This window comes from Pseudomonas brassicacearum, from assembly GCF_000585995.1.
Taxonomy (GTDB): Bacteria; Pseudomonadota; Gammaproteobacteria; order Pseudomonadales; family Pseudomonadaceae; genus Aquipseudomonas; species Aquipseudomonas brassicacearum_A.
Window position 1 is genome coordinate 64,637 of record NZ_CP007410.1, and the last position, 18,093, is coordinate 82,729.

The following is an 18,093-nucleotide window of genomic DNA, read 5'->3' on the forward strand; positions in this document are numbered from 1 at the left end:
CAGTCGTTCACGGCGAATGGGTGATGTCGGACATTTCATCCGCCGCCAGCGCACCGATCTCGGCGGTTTCCAGTACCACGTAGGCGCTGCCACAGAACAGCGAATTGAGGCGCCGCATGTCGGCGATCAGTTCCAGGTGCAAGGAGCTGGTCTCGAGGCTTTGTACGACTTTGCGCTGTAGACGACTGACGTGGGCGTGGGCCATTCGCCGTTCCTGCGCCCGAAAGCGCCGTTTCTCCCGCAGCAACTGACGGGCGCTCTCCCGATCGGCACTGAGAAACACCGACAGCCCCAGCCGGAGGTTGGCGATCAAATGGCTGTGCAGCCCGGCCAGTTCTTCCAGGCCCACATCGGAAAATGAACGGCGTTGGGAGGTTTTCTGCTGCTGGACCTTGCGCAACATGCGTTCGATCAGGTCGCTGGCCAGCTTCAGGTTGATCGCCAGCTCAATGATTTCCGCCCAGCGGCGGCTGTCCTGTTCGCTGAGGTCCTCACGGGGCATTTGTGCCATGTACAACTTGATGCTGCTGCACAACGCCTCAACGTCATCGCTCATGCGCCGCACTTCCTGGGTGACCGCCGTCTGCTGACCGCGCAGCACGTCCAGCATGGCTTCGAGCATGTTTTCGATCAGGTCGCCGATGCGCAGGGTTTCCCGGGCGGCATTGGCCAGCGCCAGGCTCGGCGTGGGGAGGGCGGCGAGGTCCAGGTGGCGGGGCTTGGCCGTGCCGTTGAGGTCCGGACGCTCCGGCAGCAGCCAGGCACAGAGCCGGGCCATCGGTGCGACGCTGGGCAGCAGCACCAGGCAACGCACGGAGTTGTAGAGCAGGTGAAAACCAATGACCGTTTCCTGGGGACTGAAATCCAGACCGTCCAGCCAGCCCACCAGCGGATCGAGTACCGGAATGATCAGCAACAGGCCGATCAGCTTGTACAGCAGGCTGCCCAGTGCCACCTGACGTCCGGCGGCGTTCTGCATGCTGGTGCTGAGAAAGGCCAGTATGCCGCTGCCGATGTTGGCGCCGATCACCAGGCCGATGGCCACCGGCAGGCTGATCACCCCGGCACCGGCCAGGGTTGCGGTCAGCAGCACGGCGGCCAGGCTGGAATAGGAAATCATCGCGAACAGCGCGCCCACCAGCGCATCGAGCAGGATGTCGCCGGTCAGCGAGGCGAAGATCACCTTCACGCCCTGGGCCTGGGTGATGGGCGCGGCGGCTTCGACGATCAATTGCAATGCCAGGATGATCAGGCCCAGGCCGATGCTGACCCGACCCATTTGCCCGACGCGGGTCTGTTTGCGCGAGAGGAAAAAAATCACCCCGAGGAAAATCAGCAACGGTGACAACCACGAAAGGTCCAGGGTCAGCACCCGCGCCATCAGCGCGGTACCGACATCGGCGCCGAGCATGGTTGCCAGGGCAGGGGTCAGCGCCATCAGGCCCTGGCCGACGAACGAGGTGACGAGCATGGCCGTGGCATTGCTGCTCTGGACCATGGCCGTGACCATGATGCCGGCGACGAACGCCAGCCAGCGCTTGGACATGTTCTGGCCGATGACATGGCGCAGGTTCGAGCCATAGACCCGCAAAATGCCGGTGCGGACGATGTGCGTGCCCCAGATCAGCAGGGCCACGGCGGAGAGTAGATTCAGCAGGGTCAGCATGAGGAGCCCCCTGTTAGCGTCCCAAAGGGACAAATTGACAGTGCCACATCATTTTTAGGTATGTACTTAAGCTGTAGTTGGCTAATGGTTCGAGCGCCAGCATTGCACAGCTAAAGAATCGATTGAAACAAAACTGTCATAAAAAATACCGCGCCCCTGTGGGAGCGAGCTTGCTCGCGATGGAGCCCTGACATTCAACATCTTCATTGGCTGACAGAACGCTATCGCGAGCAAGCTCGCTCCCACAGGGTTATGCGCACCGGGCTTTTCTCGGGGCATGAAAAAGGGGCTCCAAAGAGCCCCTTCATTCAAATGCCCCACGCCATTACTGACCCGGAACATCCTTACGCAGTTTCACCGGATCCTGCTGCTTGCGCTTGCGCGCCATGGCAGTCCGCATCTTGATGTTGACCGCTTCCACCGCCAGGGAGAATGCCATGGCGAAGTAGACGTAGCCTTTTGGCACGTGCACGTCGAACGACTCGGCGATCAGCACGGTACCGACCACCAGCAGGAACGACAGCGCCAGCATCTTCAGCGACGGGTGCTTGTCGATGAACTCACTGATGGTGCCCGAGGCCAGCATCATCACCAGCACGGCGACGATGATTGCCGCCACCATCACCGGTACATGGGAAACCATGCCGACAGCGGTGATGACCGAGTCCAGGGAGAACACGATGTCGATGATCGCGATCTGGATGATGGTGTAGATGAAGTTGCCGCCCTTGCCCGAAGGTTCGTCGTTGCTTTCGTCTTCGCCCTCCAGCGCGTGGTACATCTCCTGGGAGCTTTTCCACAGCAGGAACAGACCACCGAAGAACAGGATCAGGTCGCGACCGGAGATGCCCGTGCCGAACACTTCGAACAGGTCGTTGGTCAGGCGCATGACCCAAGTGATGGACAGCAGCAACAGGATCCGCGTGACCATGGCCAGCGCCAGGCCGAAAATCCGGGTGCGCGCCTGCATGTGCTTGGGCATGCGGCTGACCAGGATCGAGATCATGATGATGTTATCGATGCCCAGAACGATTTCCAGGGCGGTCAGGGTAAAGAAGGCAACCCAGATTTCCGGGTTGGTCAGCCATTCCATGTGAGTTCCTTTGAGCGAGTGTTAAGCCGCGTCACCTGGGGGTGACGCAGCGGGCATTGCTTTTATAGAGTGCTGAACAGCGGAAAAATCCCCATCAGCAACGCGGCGAACATTATGCACAGGCAAACCAATACTGCCCACTTCAGGGTGAAGCGCTGGTGATCGCCGAACTCGATCCCGGCCAGGGCCACCAGCAAGTAGGTGGACGGAACCAGCGGGCTCAACAGGTGGACGGGCTGGCCGACGATCGAGGCACGTGCCATTTCAACGGCGGTGATGCCGTAGTGGCTGGCCGCTTCGGCGAGAACCGGTAACACCCCGTAATAAAATGCGTCGTTAGACATGAAGAAGGTGAACGGCATGCTCGCCAGGGCGGTAATCACCGCCAGGTACGGGCCGAGGAAATCCGGGATCACCGCCAGCAGGCTCTTGGACATGGCGTCGACCATGCCGGTGCCGGACAGGATGCCGGTAAAGATACCCGCCGCGAAAATCAGCCCGACCACCGCCAACACGCTGCCGGCGTGCGCCGCGACGCGGTCCTTCTGCTGTTGCAGGCAAGGGTAGTTGACGATCATCGCGATACTGAAGGCCACCATGAACAACACCGGCAGCGGCAACAGGCCGGCAATCAGGGTGCACATCAGGCCGAGGGTCAACGCGCCGTTGAACCAGATCAGCTTCGGACGACGGGCGTCCGGGAACTGGGAAACGCTGATTTCGCTGTGGTCGATGTCATCACCGGCCAGGTGCAATTCACCCAGGCGAGCGCGCTCGCGTTTACCGTACATGTAGGAAATCGCCAGGATCGCCACCACACCGGCCAGCATCGCAGGAATCATCGGCACGAAGATGTCGGATGGATCGACATGCAGCGCACTGGCCGCCCGGGCAGTCGGGCCGCCCCAGGGGGTCATGTTCATCACGCCACCGGCGAGAATGATCAGGCCAGCCATGATGCGTGGGCTCATGCCGATGCGGCTGTAGAGCGGCAGCATCGCGGCCACGCAGATCATGTAAGTGGTCGCGCCGTCACCATCGAGGGAAACGACGAGCGCCAGAACGGCGGTACCGACCGAAACTTTCAACGGGTCGCCCTTGACCAGCTTGAGGATCTTGCGCACGGCCGGGTCGAACAGGCCGGAGTCGATCATCAGGGCAAAGTAGAGAATTGCGAACATCAGCATCACCCCGGTGGGGGCGAGCTTGGTAATGCCTTCGAGCATCATCGGACCGATCTTCGGCGCAAAGCCACCGAACAGGGCGAACAGGATCGGGATGATGATCAGGGCGATCAGCGCGGACAGGCGCTTGGTCATGATCAGGAACATGAACGTGATGACCATGGCGAAGCCAAGGAAAGTCAGCATAGGAAATACTCCAGGCGTGGCGCGGCGGGCAAAGGCGAACCGGACAGGTCAGCGCGGGATGCAAGGCTCGGGACGGACGGACGGAGTGGGTGCAACGGAGTGGGGAGCAGCGGACATCAGAATCACCATTGTTGTTGTTAAAAGGGCCAAACGAGCGTTCAACACTCGCTTCTGGCCACCGGTCTTTTGCCGGTAGTGGGGGCGATCCTAATCGCGCTAGCTTTCAGTAACCTTTCGCGGCTGGCAATGACTGACGGTTGGCCCTGCCTTTGTGGCGAGGGAGCTTGCTCCCGCTCGGTTGCGCAGCGACCGCAAAATCTTGGGGCCGCTTCGCTGCCCAGCGGGAGCAAGCTCCCTCGCCACAGAGGTCAGTCAGGGACTGACTTTAAACGCCGAAAGATTTAGCGGCCGCATCGCGCCCATCCAGATCGCATGCTCGGTGTGGTCCGTCAGGTCGTCGCCGGTGTCCGGGTGCATGAAAATCACCAGGCCTTTGCGATTGAGCGCCAACCACGGCAGGACCACGCCGATGTACTGCGGATCGAACGCCAGCTGACAGCTCCAATCCGGATGCGGGCCGACCGGGCGTTGGTGGACGCGGCCCATTTTCAACGGGAACAGTTGCGCCGCTTCCTCGCACAGCGCCCGCGCCTGATCGAGCGTACTGGCGTCGAAATATACGTGGGCATGGTAGCCCTTGATCCGCTGCATCTGTCGCTCCTCGATAAAGAGGCCGAACCCTCTTCGTTTTCCGCGGGTCAGAGGCCTTACACGCGGATTAAAAGGAAAACCAGCCATGAAAAATGCCGAAACCCCGGCCGTCAAAGTGGTGCTCTATGGTGCCATGAGCAGCCTTGGCAGTGCGTTGATGGCTGAAATGCTGCGACGCCAGCATGAAGTCATTGCCATTCTCGATGATCTCACGGCCCTGGCGCCCCGTCCGGGCCTGCGGACCAAGACCGGAGATCTCTATGACCCGGAACGGGTCAAGCAAAGCGTGGCCGGCGCCAGCGCCGTGGTGTGTCTGCTGAACGCGCCGGGGTTGCCGATGAACAGCGAACAGGTAGAACGTACGCTCATTCCCGGCCCCGTGGAGCAGGTGCTGGCCGTGGATGCATTGATCGCCGGCATGGAGGCAGTGAGCATCTCCCGGCTGTTTCTGGTGGGTGACTTCGCGGTGCTCGACGAGGAAGCGTCGGACGATGATCTGCAACGCCATGCCGCCGAGGAAGTCCTCGATGCCCTGAAGAACAGCACCTTGCAATGGACTCTGGTCAATGCCCCCTATGCTGCTCCAGGCTTGGGCATCGAGCATTTCAGCCAGGTCAGTACCAGCCTGGAACCGGGCATGGCCGAATCCCTGGAGCGACTTAATCGGGTGGCGGTGGGCATCGCCGACGAGCTGCGCCTGAACCTGCACGTCGGCGAGCACGTCAGCTTCGTGGCCGCCAACTAGCTGTCGACATCCACCCCTGTGGCGAGGGAGCTTGCTCCCGCTGGGCTGCGAAGCAGCCCCAAGATATTGCGGCCGCTGCGCAACCGAGCCGGAGCACCCCTCACCACCGCCTCAAACCGCAATCGAAGGCAACGGCAACCCCGTGAGCGATTCAGCACTGTTGGCCTGTTCTTCCGTCAACCAATCCACAAACTGCCGGATCAACGCCCCGCGCCGTTTACGCTGGGGCAGGACCACGTAATACCCCAACCGCGATAACACCGTTTCAGCGATGGGCCGGCACAAGAGCCCCTGCGCCAGCAAGTTATCCACAAGGTGGCGCCAGCCGATCGCCACGCCTTGGCCGCCAATCGCGGCCTGGATCAGCAAGGTGTAATTGTCGAACCGTAGCTGTCCGGGTGCCGGCGGCGAGGTGATGCCCAGCTCACGGAATACACCACTCCAGTCGAACCAGTTGCTGCTGTTTTCTCCGCGCAGGTGCAGCAGGGGGAATTCCGACAAGGCCTGGGCGGGCAAGGGCAGGGGGCGCTCCTTAAGCAACAGCGGGCTGCACACCGGAAAAACTTCTTCGCTGAAAAGCCAATGACTTTCGCCTTGTTTGAAGCGTCCATCGCCGAACAGTACGGCAACGTCGATATCCGTGCGCAGCATGTTGTGGTTGCGCTCGCTGGTCACCAGGCTAACGTCCACCTGCGGGTTGGCGGCGTGAAATCGATGCAGTCGCGGCATCAGCCAATAGGCGGCGAAAGCGAAGTCCGTGGCGACTTGCAGCACCTCATGCTGATGTTGGGCGGTGATCGCGTGCAATCCGGCGTCGATGCTCTGCAAACCGGCCTGCACCTGTTCGAAGAGGATCGTCCCGGCCTCGGTCATTTCGATGCCGCGATAGATGCGATCGAACAACCGTGTACCCAGTTGTTCTTCCAGGCGTTTGATCTGCTGGCTGATGGCCGGTTGCGTAGTGCCCAGCTCAATCGCCGCCGCCGTAAAGCTGCGATGGCGGGCTGCGGCTTCAAAGGCACGGAACAGGTCCAGAGACAGGTCACCCAAGGCTTCATACATAAGCTGTGCTTATCCTAGTCATTACCTTGCATGGGCTTTACCCCAAAAGATGGGCGCTACATGCTCAATCGCAGCAATGTCGCATAACTATCCACTATGGAATGCCGCGAATACATGAAGCGCAAGAACATTCTTTTCATCATGGCCGATCAAATGGCCGCGCCAATGTTGCCGATCTACGGTCCTTCGCCGATCAAGCTGCCCAACCTGTCGCGCCTGGCCGAGCAGGGCGTGGTCTTCGACGCTGCTTATTGCAACAGCCCGCTCTGTGCGCCGTCACGCTTTACCCTGGTGAGCGGCCAATTGCCCAGCAAGATCGGCGCCTACGACAACGCCGCGGATTTCCCGGCAGACGTTCCCACTTATGCCCATTACCTGCGTCGCCTTGGCTACCGTACGGCACTGTCCGGCAAGATGCACTTTTGCGGGCCGGACCAACTGCACGGCTACGAAGAACGCCTGACCAGTGACATTTATCCGGCCGATTACGGCTGGGCGGTGAATTGGGACGAACCTGATGTGCGGCCGAGCTGGTACCACAACATGTCTTCGGTGTTGCAGGCCGGGCCGTGCGTGCGTACCAACCAGCTGGATTTTGACGAAGAAGTGGTGTTCAAGGCCCAGCAGTACCTGTTCGACCACATCCGTGAGGACGGCGACCAGCCTTTCTGCCTGACGGTCTCCATGACTCACCCACATGACCCGTACACGATTCCCAAGGCCTTTTGGGATATGTATGACGACAACGACATCCCGCTGCCGCAAACCCCGGCGCAAACGGAACTCGACCCCCACTCCCAGCGCCTACTGAAAGTGTATGACCTGTGGGACAAACCGCTGCCTGTGGATAAGATTCGCGATGCCCGCCGTGCGTACTTCGGCGCGTGCAGCTACATCGACAGTAACGTCGGCAAACTGCTGCAGACTCTGGAAGACACCGGCTTGCTGGACGACACCATCATCGTTTTCTCCGGCGATCATGGGGACATGCTTGGCGAAAAAGGCCTGTGGTACAAAATGCACTGGTTCGAAATGGCCGCCCGTGTACCGCTGCTGATCAGCGCGCCGGGCCAGTTCGCCAGCGCCCGGGTCGGCGCGGCGGTGTCCACTGCCGACCTGCTGCCGACTTTGGTCGAACTCGCCGGCGGTACGCTGGAGCCCGGGTTGCCGCTGGATGGCCGTTCGTTGCTGCCGCATCTGCAAGGGCAGGGCGGGCATGACGAAGTCTTCGGTGAGTACATGGCCGAAGGCACCATCAGCCCGTTGATGATGATCCGCCGTGGCCCGTGGAAGTTCATCTACAGCGAAGATGACCCGTGCCTGCTGTTCGATGTGCGCAACGATCCCAAGGAGCAGGAAAACCTCAGCCAATCAGCTGAGCACCAGGCGCTGTTCGCCGAATTTCTCGCCGAGGCGCGGGCCAAATGGGACATTCCAGCCATTCATCAACAGGTGCTCGCCAGTCAGCGCCGCCGCCGTTTCGTCGCCCAGGCCCTGGCCTTGGGCAAACTCAAGAGCTGGGATCACCAGCCGCTGGTGGACGCCAGTCAGCAGTACATGCGTAACCACATCGACCTCGACGATCTGGAGCGCAAGGCCCGTTATCCACAACCCTGCCAAAACCAATAACGTAAGGGGAAGCACATGCAAAAGTTATCCACAGTACTGACCGCTGGGCTGTTGGCGTTGAGCAGTGTTTCGGCGTGGGCCGAGCAGAGCTGCGAGACCGTGAAGATGGCCGACCCGGGCTGGAGTGACATCGCCGCGACCAATGCCATCACCGGTTTCCTGTTGGATGGCATGGGCTACAAGGCCAAGGTCGATACGCTCGCGGTGCCGATTACCTTCGGCGGCCTCAAGGACGGCCAGGTGGATGTGTTCCTGGGTAACTGGATGCCGGCGCAGCAGGGGTTCTATGACAAATTCGTGGCCACTGGCGATGTCACGCAACTGGCCAAGAACCTCGACGGCACCGAATTCACCCTGGCGGTTCCGGATTATGTCTGGGACGCGGGTGTGCATAACTTTGCCGACCTGAACAAGTTTGCCGACAAGTTCGACAAGAAGATCTACGGCATCGGTTCCGGCGCTCCGGCGAACCTGTCCCTGAAAGACATCATCAAGACCAATGACTTCGGCATGGGCGAGTGGAAACTGGTGGAATCCAGCGAACAGGCGATGTTGGCGGAAGTCTCCCGGGCCGTGAAGAAGCAGAAGTTCGTGACCTTTCTCGGCTGGACGCCGCACCCCATGAACGTGCAGCTGAAAATGCACTACCTCAAGGGTGGCGAGAAATACTTCGGCGACACGGGCAGTGTTTATACACTGACGCGCAAGGGTTATGCACAGGCCTGCCCGAACGTTGGCAAGCTGCTGACCAACCTGAGCTTCACCCAGGAAATGGAAAACAGCATCATGGCCGAGGTGGTGAACAACAAAATCAGCAACGCCGATGCGGCCAAGGCCTGGATCAAGGCCAACCCGGCGGTGCTGGATAAGTGGCTGGACGGCGTGAAGACCCTGGATGGCAAGGATGCGTTGGCGGCGGTGAAGGCCAAGCTGTAAAGCCCATGTGCCGGTGAGTTGCTCTTGTGGCGAGGGAGCTTGCTCCCGCTGGAGGGCGAAGCCCTCCCAAAACCGATACGGTGTCGTGCCGTCTCAGATTTTGAGGCTGCTTCGCAGCTCAGCGGGAGCAAGCTCCCTCGCCACGGGTGGGCGCTCGCCTGATACTCTTGCGCCAAACCCCATCCTTGAGGCCCCATGGCAATCCCCACTCGCCATTCACTCTTTCCGTTCCTGAGCTGGCTGCCCCGACAGACCCGCCAGAGTGTCGGCCGCGACCTGATCGTCGGCCTGAGCGGCGCGATTCTCGCGTTGCCGCAATCCATTGCCTACGCCCTGATTGCCGGGTTGCCACCTGAGTACGGCTTGTACGCGGCGATTGTCCCTGTGCTGATCGCCTGCCTGTGGGGTTCGTCCTGGCATTTGATCTGCGGTCCTACGGCGGCGATCTCCATCGTCCTGTATGCCAGCGTCAGTCCCCTGGCCGTGCCCGCGACCCAGGACTACATCACCTTGATTCTGTTGCTGACAGTACTGGCGGGTATTTTCCAATGGCTGTTGGGGCTGTTGCGTTTCGGTGCGCTGGTGAATTTCGTTTCGCACTCGGTAGTGCTGGGGTTCACCCTGGGGGCGGCGGTGGTGATTGCATTGGGGCAGCTGCCAAACCTGCTGGGCCTGGATTTGCCGAATGAAGCCACGGCGTTGAAGGGCTTGCTGATGTTGCTCAGCCACATCGGGGCTGTGGATAAACCGTCCTTGCTGCTGGGGTTAGGCACGCTGGTCCTGGGCGTGGTGCTCAAAAGGCTGCTGCCACGCTGGCCGAGCCTGTTGATAACGTTGGTCATCAGTAGCCTGGTGGTCTGGCTATGGCCGGCGATGTTCGGGCATGTGGCGCTGGTCAGCGCCTTCGCCGGGCGCCTGCCGCCGTTCACAGTGTTGCCGCTGGACCTGGAATTGATCCTGCGCCTGCTGCCCGGCGCAGTCGCGGTGGGCATGCTTGGGCTGGTCACCAGCCTGTCCATCGCCCGTTCGTTGTCGGTACGTTCCGGGCAATTGCTCGATGCGAATCAAGAGGTGAGGGCGCAGGGGCTTTCCAACATCGTCGGAGGATTTTTCTCTGGATCATTGTCGGCCGGTTCTTTCACCCGTTCCGGCCTCAGCTATGACGCTGGAGCCTGTTCGCCCCTGGCCGGTGTGTTTTCGGCCTTGTGGGTGGCGTTGTTCGCCGTGGCTGGCGCGAAGCTGATCGCGCACATCCCGATTCCGGCCATGGCCGGCAGCATTCTGCTGATCGCCTGGGGACTGGTGGACCATCGCGGCATCCGCGCGTTGTACCGCGTGAGCCGCGCCGAGTTCGTGGTGATGGGCCTGACCTGCCTGGCCACGTTGCTGCTGGAGCTGCAAACCGCCATCTATGCCGGTGTGCTGGCCTCGCTGTTCTTTTACCTCAAGCGCACCTCACAGCCGCGCGTGCACCACTCCTGTGAGGGGGAGGCCGACATCCTACGGGTGGGCGGCTCGATCTTTTTTGGTGCCAGCCATTACCTGCAAGTGCGGCTGCAACGGTTGCAAGCGCCGCGGGTGGTGATCGATGCCCAGCAGATCAACTTCATTGATTATTCCGGGGTGGAAATGCTCCACCAGGAAGCCCGGCGCCTGCGCAGCCAGGGGCGTAGCCTGACGTTGCGCAAGGCCAGGCCGCATGTGGTGGAGGAGTTGAAGAAGTTGGAAGGGGCGGAGCACTGCCCGATTCACTTCGAAGACTAGGGCTTAAGGCAGACATACCCTGTGGCGAGGGGATTTATCCCCGTTGGACTGCGAAGCAGTCCCAAAAAAGCGGGGCCGCTTCGCGCCCCAGCGGGGATAAATCCCCTCGCCACAACAGCCTAAAACCTACAGCGCCAGTTGGCGGCGCAGCTCGACGAGCACCGGCGCGGTGTCCGGGCGTACCCCACGCCACAAATAGAACGCTTCGCCCGCCTGTTCGGCGAGCATACCCAGCCCATCCATCGCCACCGCCGCGCCGTGCTCACTGGCCCAACGGCAGAACGAGGTCGGCTCCTTGCCATACATCATGTCGTAGCAGACCGTCTTGCCGGGCTCGATCAAGCTGGCGGCAATCGGCGGTACATCCCCCGACAGGCTGGCGGATGTGGCATTGATGATCAGGTCCACCGGCTCTTGCAGCCAGTCGAAACCACTGGCCGACACCGGGCCCAGGTCCGCGAACAGCTCAGCCAGCAACTCGGCCTTTTCCACCGTACGATTGGCGATGATCAGCGAGGCCGGCCCTTCGGCCAGTAGCGGTTCCAAGGCGCCTCGCACCGCGCCGCCAGCCCCCAGCAACAGGATGCGCTTGCCCTTGAGGCTGAAGCCGGCGTTGACGGTCAGGTCCCGCACCAGCCCGGCGCCGTCGGTGTTATCACCCAACAGGCGGCCGTCGGCCAACTTGCTCAACGTGTTGACCGCCCCGGCCCGCTGCGCCCGTTCGGTCAGGCTGTCGGCCAAGCGGAAGGCGTCTTCCTTGAACGGCACCGTGACATTCGCCCCACGGCCCTCGCGGAAAAATGCCCGGGCGCAACCGGCAAAATCATCCAGCGGCGCGAGCAGTGTGCTGTAGTCCAGTGCTTGCCCGGTCTGCTCGGCAAACAAGCGGTGAATCAGTGGCGACTTGCTGTGGCCGATGGGGTTACCCATTACAACGTAGCGATCCATGAGTAATCCCCGTTCAGGCCTTCGCCAGCCAATCGCGATCCTGCAGGAAGTAGTTGGTCAGCCGCGCTTCTTCGCTGCCCGGTTCGGCCTTCCAGTCATAACTCCAGCGCACTTGTGGCGGCAGGGACATCAGGATCGACTCGGTACGTCCGCCCGATTGCAGGCCGAACAGGGTGCCGCGATCGTAGACCAGGTTGAATTCCACGTAGCGCCCACGGCGGAACTCCTGGAACTCCCGTTGCTTGGCGGTGAACGGGTCCTGCTTGCGGCGGCGCACGATGGGCAGATAAGCCTCGATGTAGGCATCGCCGATGGCGCGCATGAAGGCGAAGCTGGTGTCGAAATCCCATTCGTTCAGGTCATCGAAAAACAAGCCGCCAATGCCCCGGGGCTCGTTGCGATGCTTGATATGGAAGTAGCTGTCGCACCAGGCCTTGTAGCGCGAATACACATCAGGGCCAAACGGCGCGCAGGCCTGCTCGGCAACGCGGTGCCAATGCACGCAGTCTTCCTCTACGCCGTAGTAGGGCGTCAGGTCGAAGCCACCGCCGAACCACCAGACCGGTTCTTCGCCTTCCTTTTCGGCGATGAAGAACCGCACGTTGGCGTGGGAGGTTGGCACATGGGGGTTGTGCGGGTGGATGACCAGCGACACGCCCAGGGCTTCGAAGCCGCGCCCGGCCAGTTCCGGCCGATGGGCGCTGGCTGACGGTGGGAGACCGCTGCCGAAGACGTGGGAAAAGTTGACGCCGCCCTTTTCGATCACCGTACCGTTTTCGATCACCCGTGTGCGCCCGCCACCACCGGCAGGCCGGGTCCAGGCATCTTCGACGAAGCGCGTGCCGCCGTCTTCGGTTTCCAGGGCCGCGCAGATGCGGTCTTGCAGGTCGAGCAGGTAGGCTTTCACGGCCTCGGTGCGAGTGGACATGACATCACCTTGATCAGGGCTACGCTACGCGGCGGGCAACGGGCCGGTGGCAAATGGGCGCACAGGATAACACCGCACCTGGCGACGCTACAGTTGACGAAGGTCAAGCTTAGGAGTCCGATAGCAGGCTTGGTAAAAAGTCTTGTGGCGAGGGAGCTTGCTCCCGCTGGGTCGCGAAGCGGCCCCAAAACTTGCCGAATGCGCCGCATCAGGCACACCGCGCCGACGAATCACGACTGCTTCGCAGCCGAGCGGGAGCAAGCTCCCTCGCCACGGGTTTGTCGGTGGCCTTAAGTCAATAGCATCACTGCGACAAGGAGAAAGTGAAGATGGCCAAACGTATCCAGTTCAGTTCCCACGGCGGCCCCGAAGTGCTCGAGTATGTGGACTACCAGCCCGCCGAGCCGGGCCCGCAGCAAGTGCGCGTCAGCAACCGGGCGATCGGCCTGAACTTCATCGACACCTACTACCGCAGCGGTCTGTATCCGCCGCCGACGCTACCATCGGGCCTGGGCGCCGAAGGGGCGGGCGTGGTCGAGGCGGTCGGCAGTGAGGTCACGCGATTCAAGGTCGGTGACCGGGTGGCTTACGGCAGCGGTCCGTTGGGGGCCTATAGCGATGTGCATGTGCTGCCCGAGGCCAACCTGGTGCATTTGCCCGAATCCATCAGCTTCGAGCAGGCGGCCGGTGTGATGCTCAAGGGCCTGACCGTGCAGTACCTGTTGCGCCAGACTTATGAACTCAAGGGTGGCGAAACCATCCTGTTCCATGCCGCCGCCGGTGGTGTGGGTTCCTTGGCCTGCCAATGGGCCAAGGCCTTGGGCGTGAAGCTGATCGGTACCGTCAGTTCACCGGAAAAAGCCGCCATCGCCAAATCCCACGGCGCTTGGGAAACCATCGACTACAGCAAGGAAAACGTCGCACAGCGAGTGCTGGAATTGACTGACGGCAAAAAGGTGCCGGTGGTGTACGACGGGGTTGGCAAGGACACCTGGCTGACCTCCCTGGACAGCGTCGCCCCCCGTGGCCTGGTGGTGAGCTTCGGCAATGCCTCCGGTGCGGTGGACGGCGTGAACCTGGGGATCCTCTCGGCGAAGGGCTCGCTGTACGTCACCCGCCCGACCCTGGCGACCTACGCCAACAACGCCGAGAACCTGCAGCGCATGGCCGATGAGCTGTTTGGGATGATCAGCAGCGGCAAGATCAAGGTGGACATCAACCAGCGTTATCCACTGGCGGAAGCGGCCAAGGCCCAGACCGAGTTGTCGGCGCGACGGACGACGGGGTCGACCATTCTCTTGCCCTGAGATTTGATGGTTCAGGTTGCTTGAAAACCTGTGGGAGCGAGCTTGCTCGCGATAGCAGTGTGTCAGTCAACATCAATGCTGGCTGACCTGGCGCCTTCGCGAGCAAGCTCGCTCCCACAAGGGTTTTGCAGTGACCACAGATCCGGCATTCGCCACAAATTCCTGTGGGAGCGAGCTTGCTCGCGATAGCGGAGTGTCAGTCAACATCAATGCTGGCTGACCTGACGCCTTCGCGAGCAAGCTCGCTCCCACAAGGGTTTTGCAGTGACCACAGATCCGGCATTCGCCACAAATTCCTGTGGGAGCGAGCTTGCTCGCGATAGCGGTGTGTCAGTCAATATCAATGCTGGCTGACCTGGCGCCATCGCGAGCAAGCTCGCTCCCACAGTGGTTTTGTGCAAGATGCAGAGTTTGTATCCGGGCTCAGTCCGGCCGCACGACCTTGCCGGTCGCCAGGTCGCGAATCACGCTGGGGTTCTTGCGCCCGCCCAGGTTGCCACCCAGCACCAGGTCGATCTGCCCACGGAAATACTGCTCGACCCGAATCCGCGTGCGCGCCGCCGGGCGGCCCTGGGGGTTGGCCGAGGTGGACACCAGCGGTCCCACCAGTGAGCACAGGTCGCGCACGGTGGGATGATCGCTGACCCGCAGCGCGACCGTGTCATGCACGCCGGTGATCCATTCCGGCAGCAGATTCTGGTGCGGCACCAGCCAGGTGTTAGGCCCCGGCCAAGTGCTGGCCATGCGGTCCATCCAGGTTTCGGGGAAGTCTTCGAACAGGAAATCGAACTGGTGGATGTTGTCCGCCACCAGGATCAAGCCCTTGTCGGGCAACCGCGACTTGATCGCCAGCAGGCGTTCCACCGCTTCCTCGTTCCACGGATCACAACCCAGGCCCCAGACCGCTTCGGTTGGATAGGCAATCACCGCCCCGGCGCGAATTTCCCGCGCGGCTTGTTGCACACGCCAACTGTTGACCATGAAAGATTCTCCGCAACACAAATAAGGCTGTGGGCAGTTTACCGATCTTCCCCATAAAACCTAGCGTGTCCGCGCAAACCAGCACCCGTTGTCGCACGTGGCCCGTCCTTCCATTTCCAACTCGGTCAGCGCCGCCAACACTTTGGGCAAGCCCCAGCCACTGGCGTCGGCCAACGCTTCGCTGGTGAGCGGTGCGGCATGGAGCAAGCGCAACAGCGGATGCGTGACAGGCACAGGCTCCGCGGTCAGCGGTAACCGCTGCCAACCGCGCAGTGCTTCCAGGATGTGCTCGACGGTTTCCACCAGCACCGCGCCGTCGCGGATCAATTGATGGCAGCCGCGGGCGCCCGGGTGGTGGATCGATCCCGGAATGGCGTACACCTCGCGGCCCTGTTCCGCCGCCAGGCGTGCGGTGATCAGCGAGCCGCTGGCGACACTGGCTTCAACCACCAGCACACCCAGGGATAAACCGCTGATGATCCGGTTACGGCGCGGAAAGTGGCTGGCGTGGGGTGGCGCGTCCAGCGGGAACTCCGACACCACCGCGCTGCCTTGGTCGATCATGGCGTCCGCCAGCCGTCGATTGCGCTGTGGATAAAAATTTTCCAGCCCGGTGCCCAACACGCCAACGGTCTGCCCGCCGACATCCAGGGCCGCTTGATGAGCCGCCGCATCGATGCCCAGGGCCAAGCCGCTGGTGATGACAAAACCGGCCCCGGCCAGGCTTCGGGAAAATGCCGCCGCCGTGTCCATGCCCGGACGCGATGCCCGGCGGCTGCCGACCAGCGCCAGCTGCGGTTTTTCCAGGAATCCGGCGTCGCCGGCGACGAACAGCAGCGGTGGCGCATCGCTGATCTGCGCCAGCAACGCCGGGTAGTCAGGCTGGTCCCACATCAGTAAATGCTGGCCCGAACGCTCCAGCCAGGCCAATGCGTGGTAGGCACCGTCACGCACATCCGGGTGGCGTCGAGCCTCGGCACACGTCGCGGGCAAGCCCAGCGCTCGCCAGGCGCTGGCCGGCGCGCTGACGGCTTTGGAGGCTGAGCCAAACGCCTCCATCAAGGTCATGAAACGTTTGGGTCCCAGCTCCGGCAAGCGGTGCAGGCGCAGACGGGCTTCCAGTTCCGCAGGGGAAACCGAAGCGAATTCAGGCAGTGACATGTGATCATCCTTGATCGTGATAAGCCCCGTTCAAACGGGAACAAGCTGTGGATAACTCTGTTGGTAACTTGTGAGACCCGTTACGGATTGCGCACCTTGTCGAGCACGGCCAATGAGCGCGAGGCATACAGCACCAAGCCGTAGCTGAGCTTGTCGTAGGTGCGGAAAACCATCAGCAGGCCGGCCCGTTCATCCGGGATCTTCACCTGCTCGCCGCTGATGCGATCACGCACGGTTTCCCCGGTCTTCATCACCGCCAGCACGTTGCCTTCGGCCAGCCCATCGCGACGGCCCTTGTTCAGGGTGACCACATCCATTGCGCCGATCTGGGTCACGCCGCGAGGCACGTCAAGGATCAGCCCGTTAATGTCGGTTTTCGGCGCGCTGGGCATGAAGGTGGAGTTGATCGAGCGTTCTTCGCCGCTGAACAAGCGGTCACCGAGGCGCACTTCCTGGGTGGTGCGTTGCAGGGCCAGGGTGGTGACATCACCTTCGGTGGCAACCACCTCGCCGCCGCCGATGTCGTCGGCGTTGATGCCCAGGAATTCCTTGGTCTCGGGATCGGTGTAGACCTTGCCCTGGCGGAAGATGCCGTAGGCCGATTGGCTCGTCTCGAAGGTGCCGCGGGCAAAGATCCGGTCCCCCATGCCGCTGAGTACCCGCTCGGCATTGCCGGCGACGACGTAGGGCGCCTTGTTGAAGTCCTCGGCTGTGTCGACGATGCGGTTGCTCAGCAAAAAGCTGTTGATGGCTTGCAGCGGGATGCTTGGGATGGCATCGGCCACTGGCGAGCTGCGGATGCGCGGCGACAGTTTGATGGTGCCCCGCGAGGCGCCGCGATTGAGGGTCAGGCGCGGCTGGCCGTTGACGTAGACCAGCGACAGGGTGTCGCCGGGATAGATCAGGTTGGGGTTTTCGATCTGCGGGTTGGCCTGCCAGAGTTCCGGCCATTTCCAGGGTTCGCGCAGGTACTTGCCGGAAATGTCCCACAGCGTGTCCCCCGTCACCACCGTGTATTGCTGGGGAAAACCTTCCCGAAGTTGCACTTGCCCGTGCGCGATACCGGCCGAGGCCAGGAGCAGCAGGGCGAGTAGTGATTTCCTCATGCGGTGAATCCCTTTATTATGTGCGTTCGCGTAAAACGCCAGAGCCCCCGTGGCTCGCTTCTTGAGAAGCTGTGTCTCAGAAGCTACGTTTTACAACGGTAGCCTGCATCCCAAGACACGCCAGGCCAGCCACCCGACTTTACCTCACACGTGCATTTATCAAGCTTATGGCCATTTTGAACATTCTCGAATTTCCGGACCCGCGCCTGCGCACTATCGCCAAACCCGTGGCCGTAGTGGACGACGAAGTGCGTCAGTTGGTCGATGACATGTTTGAAACAATGTATGAAGCGCCAGGTATCGGCCTCGCCGCGACCCAGGTCAACGTGCACAAGCGTATTGTCGTGATGGACCTCTCCGAAGACCGCAGCGAACCGCGAGTGTTCATCAACCCCGAGTTCGAAACCCTGACCGACGAGATGGACCAATACCAGGAAGGCTGCCTGTCGGTGCCGGGTTTCTACGAAAACGTCGACCGTCCGCAAAAGGTCAAGATCAAGGCCCTGGACCGCGACGGCCAGCCTTATGAACTGATCGCCGAAGGGTTGCTGGCGGTGTGCATCCAGCACGAGTGTGACCACCTCAACGGCAAGCTGTTCGTGGATTACCTGTCTACCCTCAAGCGTGACCGGATCAAGAAAAAACTGGAAAAACTTCATCGCCAGAATGCTTGATGCCTCCTTTCA

The 18,093-nt window shown here is 61.5% G+C and carries 16 protein-coding genes; 6 read left to right on the top strand and 10 right to left on the bottom strand.

From position 1 onward, the window contains the following. Positions 1-7: 7 nt before the first annotated feature. From CD58_RS00295 to CD58_RS00310, 4 genes are all read right to left on the bottom strand, one after another. On the bottom strand, positions 8-1,666 hold the full coding sequence (locus CD58_RS00295; protein WP_025211109.1) for a Na/Pi cotransporter family protein: 1,659 nt from the start codon (positions 1,664-1,666) through the stop codon (positions 8-10). A 325-nt stretch (positions 1,667-1,991) separates the two neighbouring features. Next, positions 1,992-2,759, bottom strand: a complete 768-nt coding sequence (locus CD58_RS00300; RefSeq protein ID WP_025211110.1) for a TerC family protein — start codon at positions 2,757-2,759, stop codon at positions 1,992-1,994. A 62-nt stretch (positions 2,760-2,821) separates the two neighbouring features. After that, entirely contained in the window at positions 2,822-4,129 is a 1,308-nt protein-coding gene (locus CD58_RS00305) for a CitMHS family transporter (protein WP_025211111.1), read from the bottom strand. A gap of 372 nt (positions 4,130-4,501) precedes the next feature. After that, positions 4,502-4,840: a DOPA 4,5-dioxygenase family protein gene (locus CD58_RS00310; protein WP_025211112.1), complete on the bottom strand. Its 339-nt coding sequence runs from the start codon at positions 4,838-4,840 to the stop codon at positions 4,502-4,504. Between the two features lie 85 nt (positions 4,841-4,925). Here CD58_RS00310 and CD58_RS00315 point away from each other — a divergent pair, with 85 nt between their 5' ends. After that, positions 4,926-5,585: an NAD(P)-dependent oxidoreductase gene (locus CD58_RS00315; RefSeq protein ID WP_025211113.1), complete on the top strand. Its 660-nt coding sequence runs from the start codon at positions 4,926-4,928 to the stop codon at positions 5,583-5,585. Between the two features lie 111 nt (positions 5,586-5,696). Here CD58_RS00315 and CD58_RS00320 read toward each other — a convergent pair whose 3' ends face one another. Beyond that, the gene (locus tag CD58_RS00320) at positions 5,697-6,647 is read right to left on the bottom strand and encodes a choline sulfate utilization transcriptional regulator (RefSeq protein ID WP_025211114.1); all 951 of its coding nucleotides are present in this window, start codon (positions 6,645-6,647) and stop codon (positions 5,697-5,699) included. Positions 6,648-6,761: 114 nt separating this feature from the next. On the opposite strand from CD58_RS00320, the gene betC reads away from it, so the two are divergent. The 3 genes from betC to CD58_RS00335 all read left to right on the top strand — a co-directional run bounded on the left by betC (position 6,762) and on the right by CD58_RS00335 (position 10,976). After that, positions 6,762-8,276: a choline-sulfatase gene (gene betC / locus CD58_RS00325; RefSeq protein ID WP_025211115.1), complete on the top strand. Its 1,515-nt coding sequence runs from the start codon at positions 6,762-6,764 to the stop codon at positions 8,274-8,276. A 15-nt stretch (positions 8,277-8,291) separates the two neighbouring features. Continuing rightward, the gene (gene choX / locus CD58_RS00330) at positions 8,292-9,212 is read left to right on the top strand and encodes a choline ABC transporter substrate-binding protein (protein WP_025211116.1); all 921 of its coding nucleotides are present in this window, start codon (positions 8,292-8,294) and stop codon (positions 9,210-9,212) included. A gap of 195 nt (positions 9,213-9,407) precedes the next feature. Next, positions 9,408-10,976, top strand: coding sequence for a SulP family inorganic anion transporter (locus CD58_RS00335; RefSeq protein ID WP_025211117.1), 1,569 nt, complete (start codon positions 9,408-9,410; stop codon positions 10,974-10,976). A gap of 126 nt (positions 10,977-11,102) precedes the next feature. Here CD58_RS00335 and aroE read toward each other — a convergent pair whose 3' ends face one another. Together aroE and hemF are read right to left on the bottom strand one after the other, a co-directional pair. Beyond that, entirely contained in the window at positions 11,103-11,924 is an 822-nt protein-coding gene (gene aroE / locus CD58_RS00340; RefSeq protein ID WP_025211118.1) for a shikimate dehydrogenase, read from the bottom strand. A gap of 13 nt (positions 11,925-11,937) precedes the next feature. Next, positions 11,938-12,852: an oxygen-dependent coproporphyrinogen oxidase gene (hemF, locus tag CD58_RS00345; protein WP_025211119.1), complete on the bottom strand. Its 915-nt coding sequence runs from the start codon at positions 12,850-12,852 to the stop codon at positions 11,938-11,940. A 329-nt stretch (positions 12,853-13,181) separates the two neighbouring features. On the opposite strand from hemF, the gene CD58_RS00350 reads away from it, so the two are divergent. Continuing rightward, the gene (locus tag CD58_RS00350) at positions 13,182-14,159 is read left to right on the top strand and encodes an NADPH:quinone reductase (protein WP_025211120.1); all 978 of its coding nucleotides are present in this window, start codon (positions 13,182-13,184) and stop codon (positions 14,157-14,159) included. 423 nt (positions 14,160-14,582) lie between these two features. On the opposite strand, the gene CD58_RS00355 is transcribed toward CD58_RS00350, so the two are convergent. From CD58_RS00355 to CD58_RS00365, 3 genes are all read right to left on the bottom strand, one after another. Further along, positions 14,583-15,140: an L-threonylcarbamoyladenylate synthase gene (locus tag CD58_RS00355; RefSeq protein ID WP_014335849.1), complete on the bottom strand. Its 558-nt coding sequence runs from the start codon at positions 15,138-15,140 to the stop codon at positions 14,583-14,585. 60 nt (positions 15,141-15,200) lie between these two features. Further along, positions 15,201-16,301, bottom strand: coding sequence for a DNA-processing protein DprA (dprA, locus tag CD58_RS00360; RefSeq protein WP_025211121.1), 1,101 nt, complete (start codon positions 16,299-16,301; stop codon positions 15,201-15,203). Between the two features lie 80 nt (positions 16,302-16,381). After that, entirely contained in the window at positions 16,382-17,407 is a 1,026-nt protein-coding gene (locus CD58_RS00365; RefSeq protein WP_025211122.1) for a LysM peptidoglycan-binding domain-containing protein, read from the bottom strand. Positions 17,408-17,574: 167 nt separating this feature from the next. Here CD58_RS00365 and def point away from each other — a divergent pair, with 167 nt between their 5' ends. Continuing rightward, complete coding sequence (gene def, locus CD58_RS00370; RefSeq protein ID WP_003196300.1) at positions 17,575-18,081, top strand: peptide deformylase; 507 nt, start codon at positions 17,575-17,577, stop codon at positions 18,079-18,081. Positions 18,082-18,093 lie beyond the last annotated feature (12 nt).

What these genes read in the sequence shown, in the direction of transcription:
- CD58_RS00310 (WP_025211112.1), bottom strand. Translation starts at nt 4,840, where the DNA reads ATGCAGCGGATCAAGGGCTACCATGCCCACGTATATTTCGACGCCAGT.
- CD58_RS00305 (WP_025211111.1), bottom strand. Translation starts at nt 4,129, where the DNA reads ATGCTGACTTTCCTTGGCTTCGCCATGGTCATCACGTTCATGTTCCTG.
- CD58_RS00365 (WP_025211122.1), bottom strand. Translation starts at nt 17,407, where the DNA reads ATGAGGAAATCACTACTCGCCCTGCTGCTCCTGGCCTCGGCCGGTATC.
- def (WP_003196300.1), top strand. Translation starts at nt 17,575, where the DNA reads ATGGCCATTTTGAACATTCTCGAATTTCCGGACCCGCGCCTGCGCACT.
- CD58_RS00355 (WP_014335849.1), bottom strand. Translation starts at nt 15,140, where the DNA reads ATGGTCAACAGTTGGCGTGTGCAACAAGCCGCGCGGGAAATTCGCGCC.
- dprA (WP_025211121.1), bottom strand. Translation starts at nt 16,301, where the DNA reads ATGTCACTGCCTGAATTCGCTTCGGTTTCCCCTGCGGAACTGGAAGCC.
- hemF (WP_025211119.1), bottom strand. Translation starts at nt 12,852, where the DNA reads ATGTCCACTCGCACCGAGGCCGTGAAAGCCTACCTGCTCGACCTGCAA.
- CD58_RS00295 (WP_025211109.1), bottom strand. Translation starts at nt 1,666, where the DNA reads ATGCTGACCCTGCTGAATCTACTCTCCGCCGTGGCCCTGCTGATCTGG.
- choX (WP_025211116.1), top strand. Translation starts at nt 8,292, where the DNA reads ATGCAAAAGTTATCCACAGTACTGACCGCTGGGCTGTTGGCGTTGAGC.
- CD58_RS00350 (WP_025211120.1), top strand. Translation starts at nt 13,182, where the DNA reads ATGGCCAAACGTATCCAGTTCAGTTCCCACGGCGGCCCCGAAGTGCTC.
- betC (WP_025211115.1), top strand. Translation starts at nt 6,762, where the DNA reads ATGAAGCGCAAGAACATTCTTTTCATCATGGCCGATCAAATGGCCGCG.
- CD58_RS00300 (WP_025211110.1), bottom strand. Translation starts at nt 2,759, where the DNA reads ATGGAATGGCTGACCAACCCGGAAATCTGGGTTGCCTTCTTTACCCTG.
- CD58_RS00315 (WP_025211113.1), top strand. Translation starts at nt 4,926, where the DNA reads ATGAAAAATGCCGAAACCCCGGCCGTCAAAGTGGTGCTCTATGGTGCC.
- aroE (WP_025211118.1), bottom strand. Translation starts at nt 11,924, where the DNA reads ATGGATCGCTACGTTGTAATGGGTAACCCCATCGGCCACAGCAAGTCG.
- CD58_RS00320 (WP_025211114.1), bottom strand. Translation starts at nt 6,647, where the DNA reads ATGTATGAAGCCTTGGGTGACCTGTCTCTGGACCTGTTCCGTGCCTTT.
- CD58_RS00335 (WP_025211117.1), top strand. Translation starts at nt 9,408, where the DNA reads ATGGCAATCCCCACTCGCCATTCACTCTTTCCGTTCCTGAGCTGGCTG.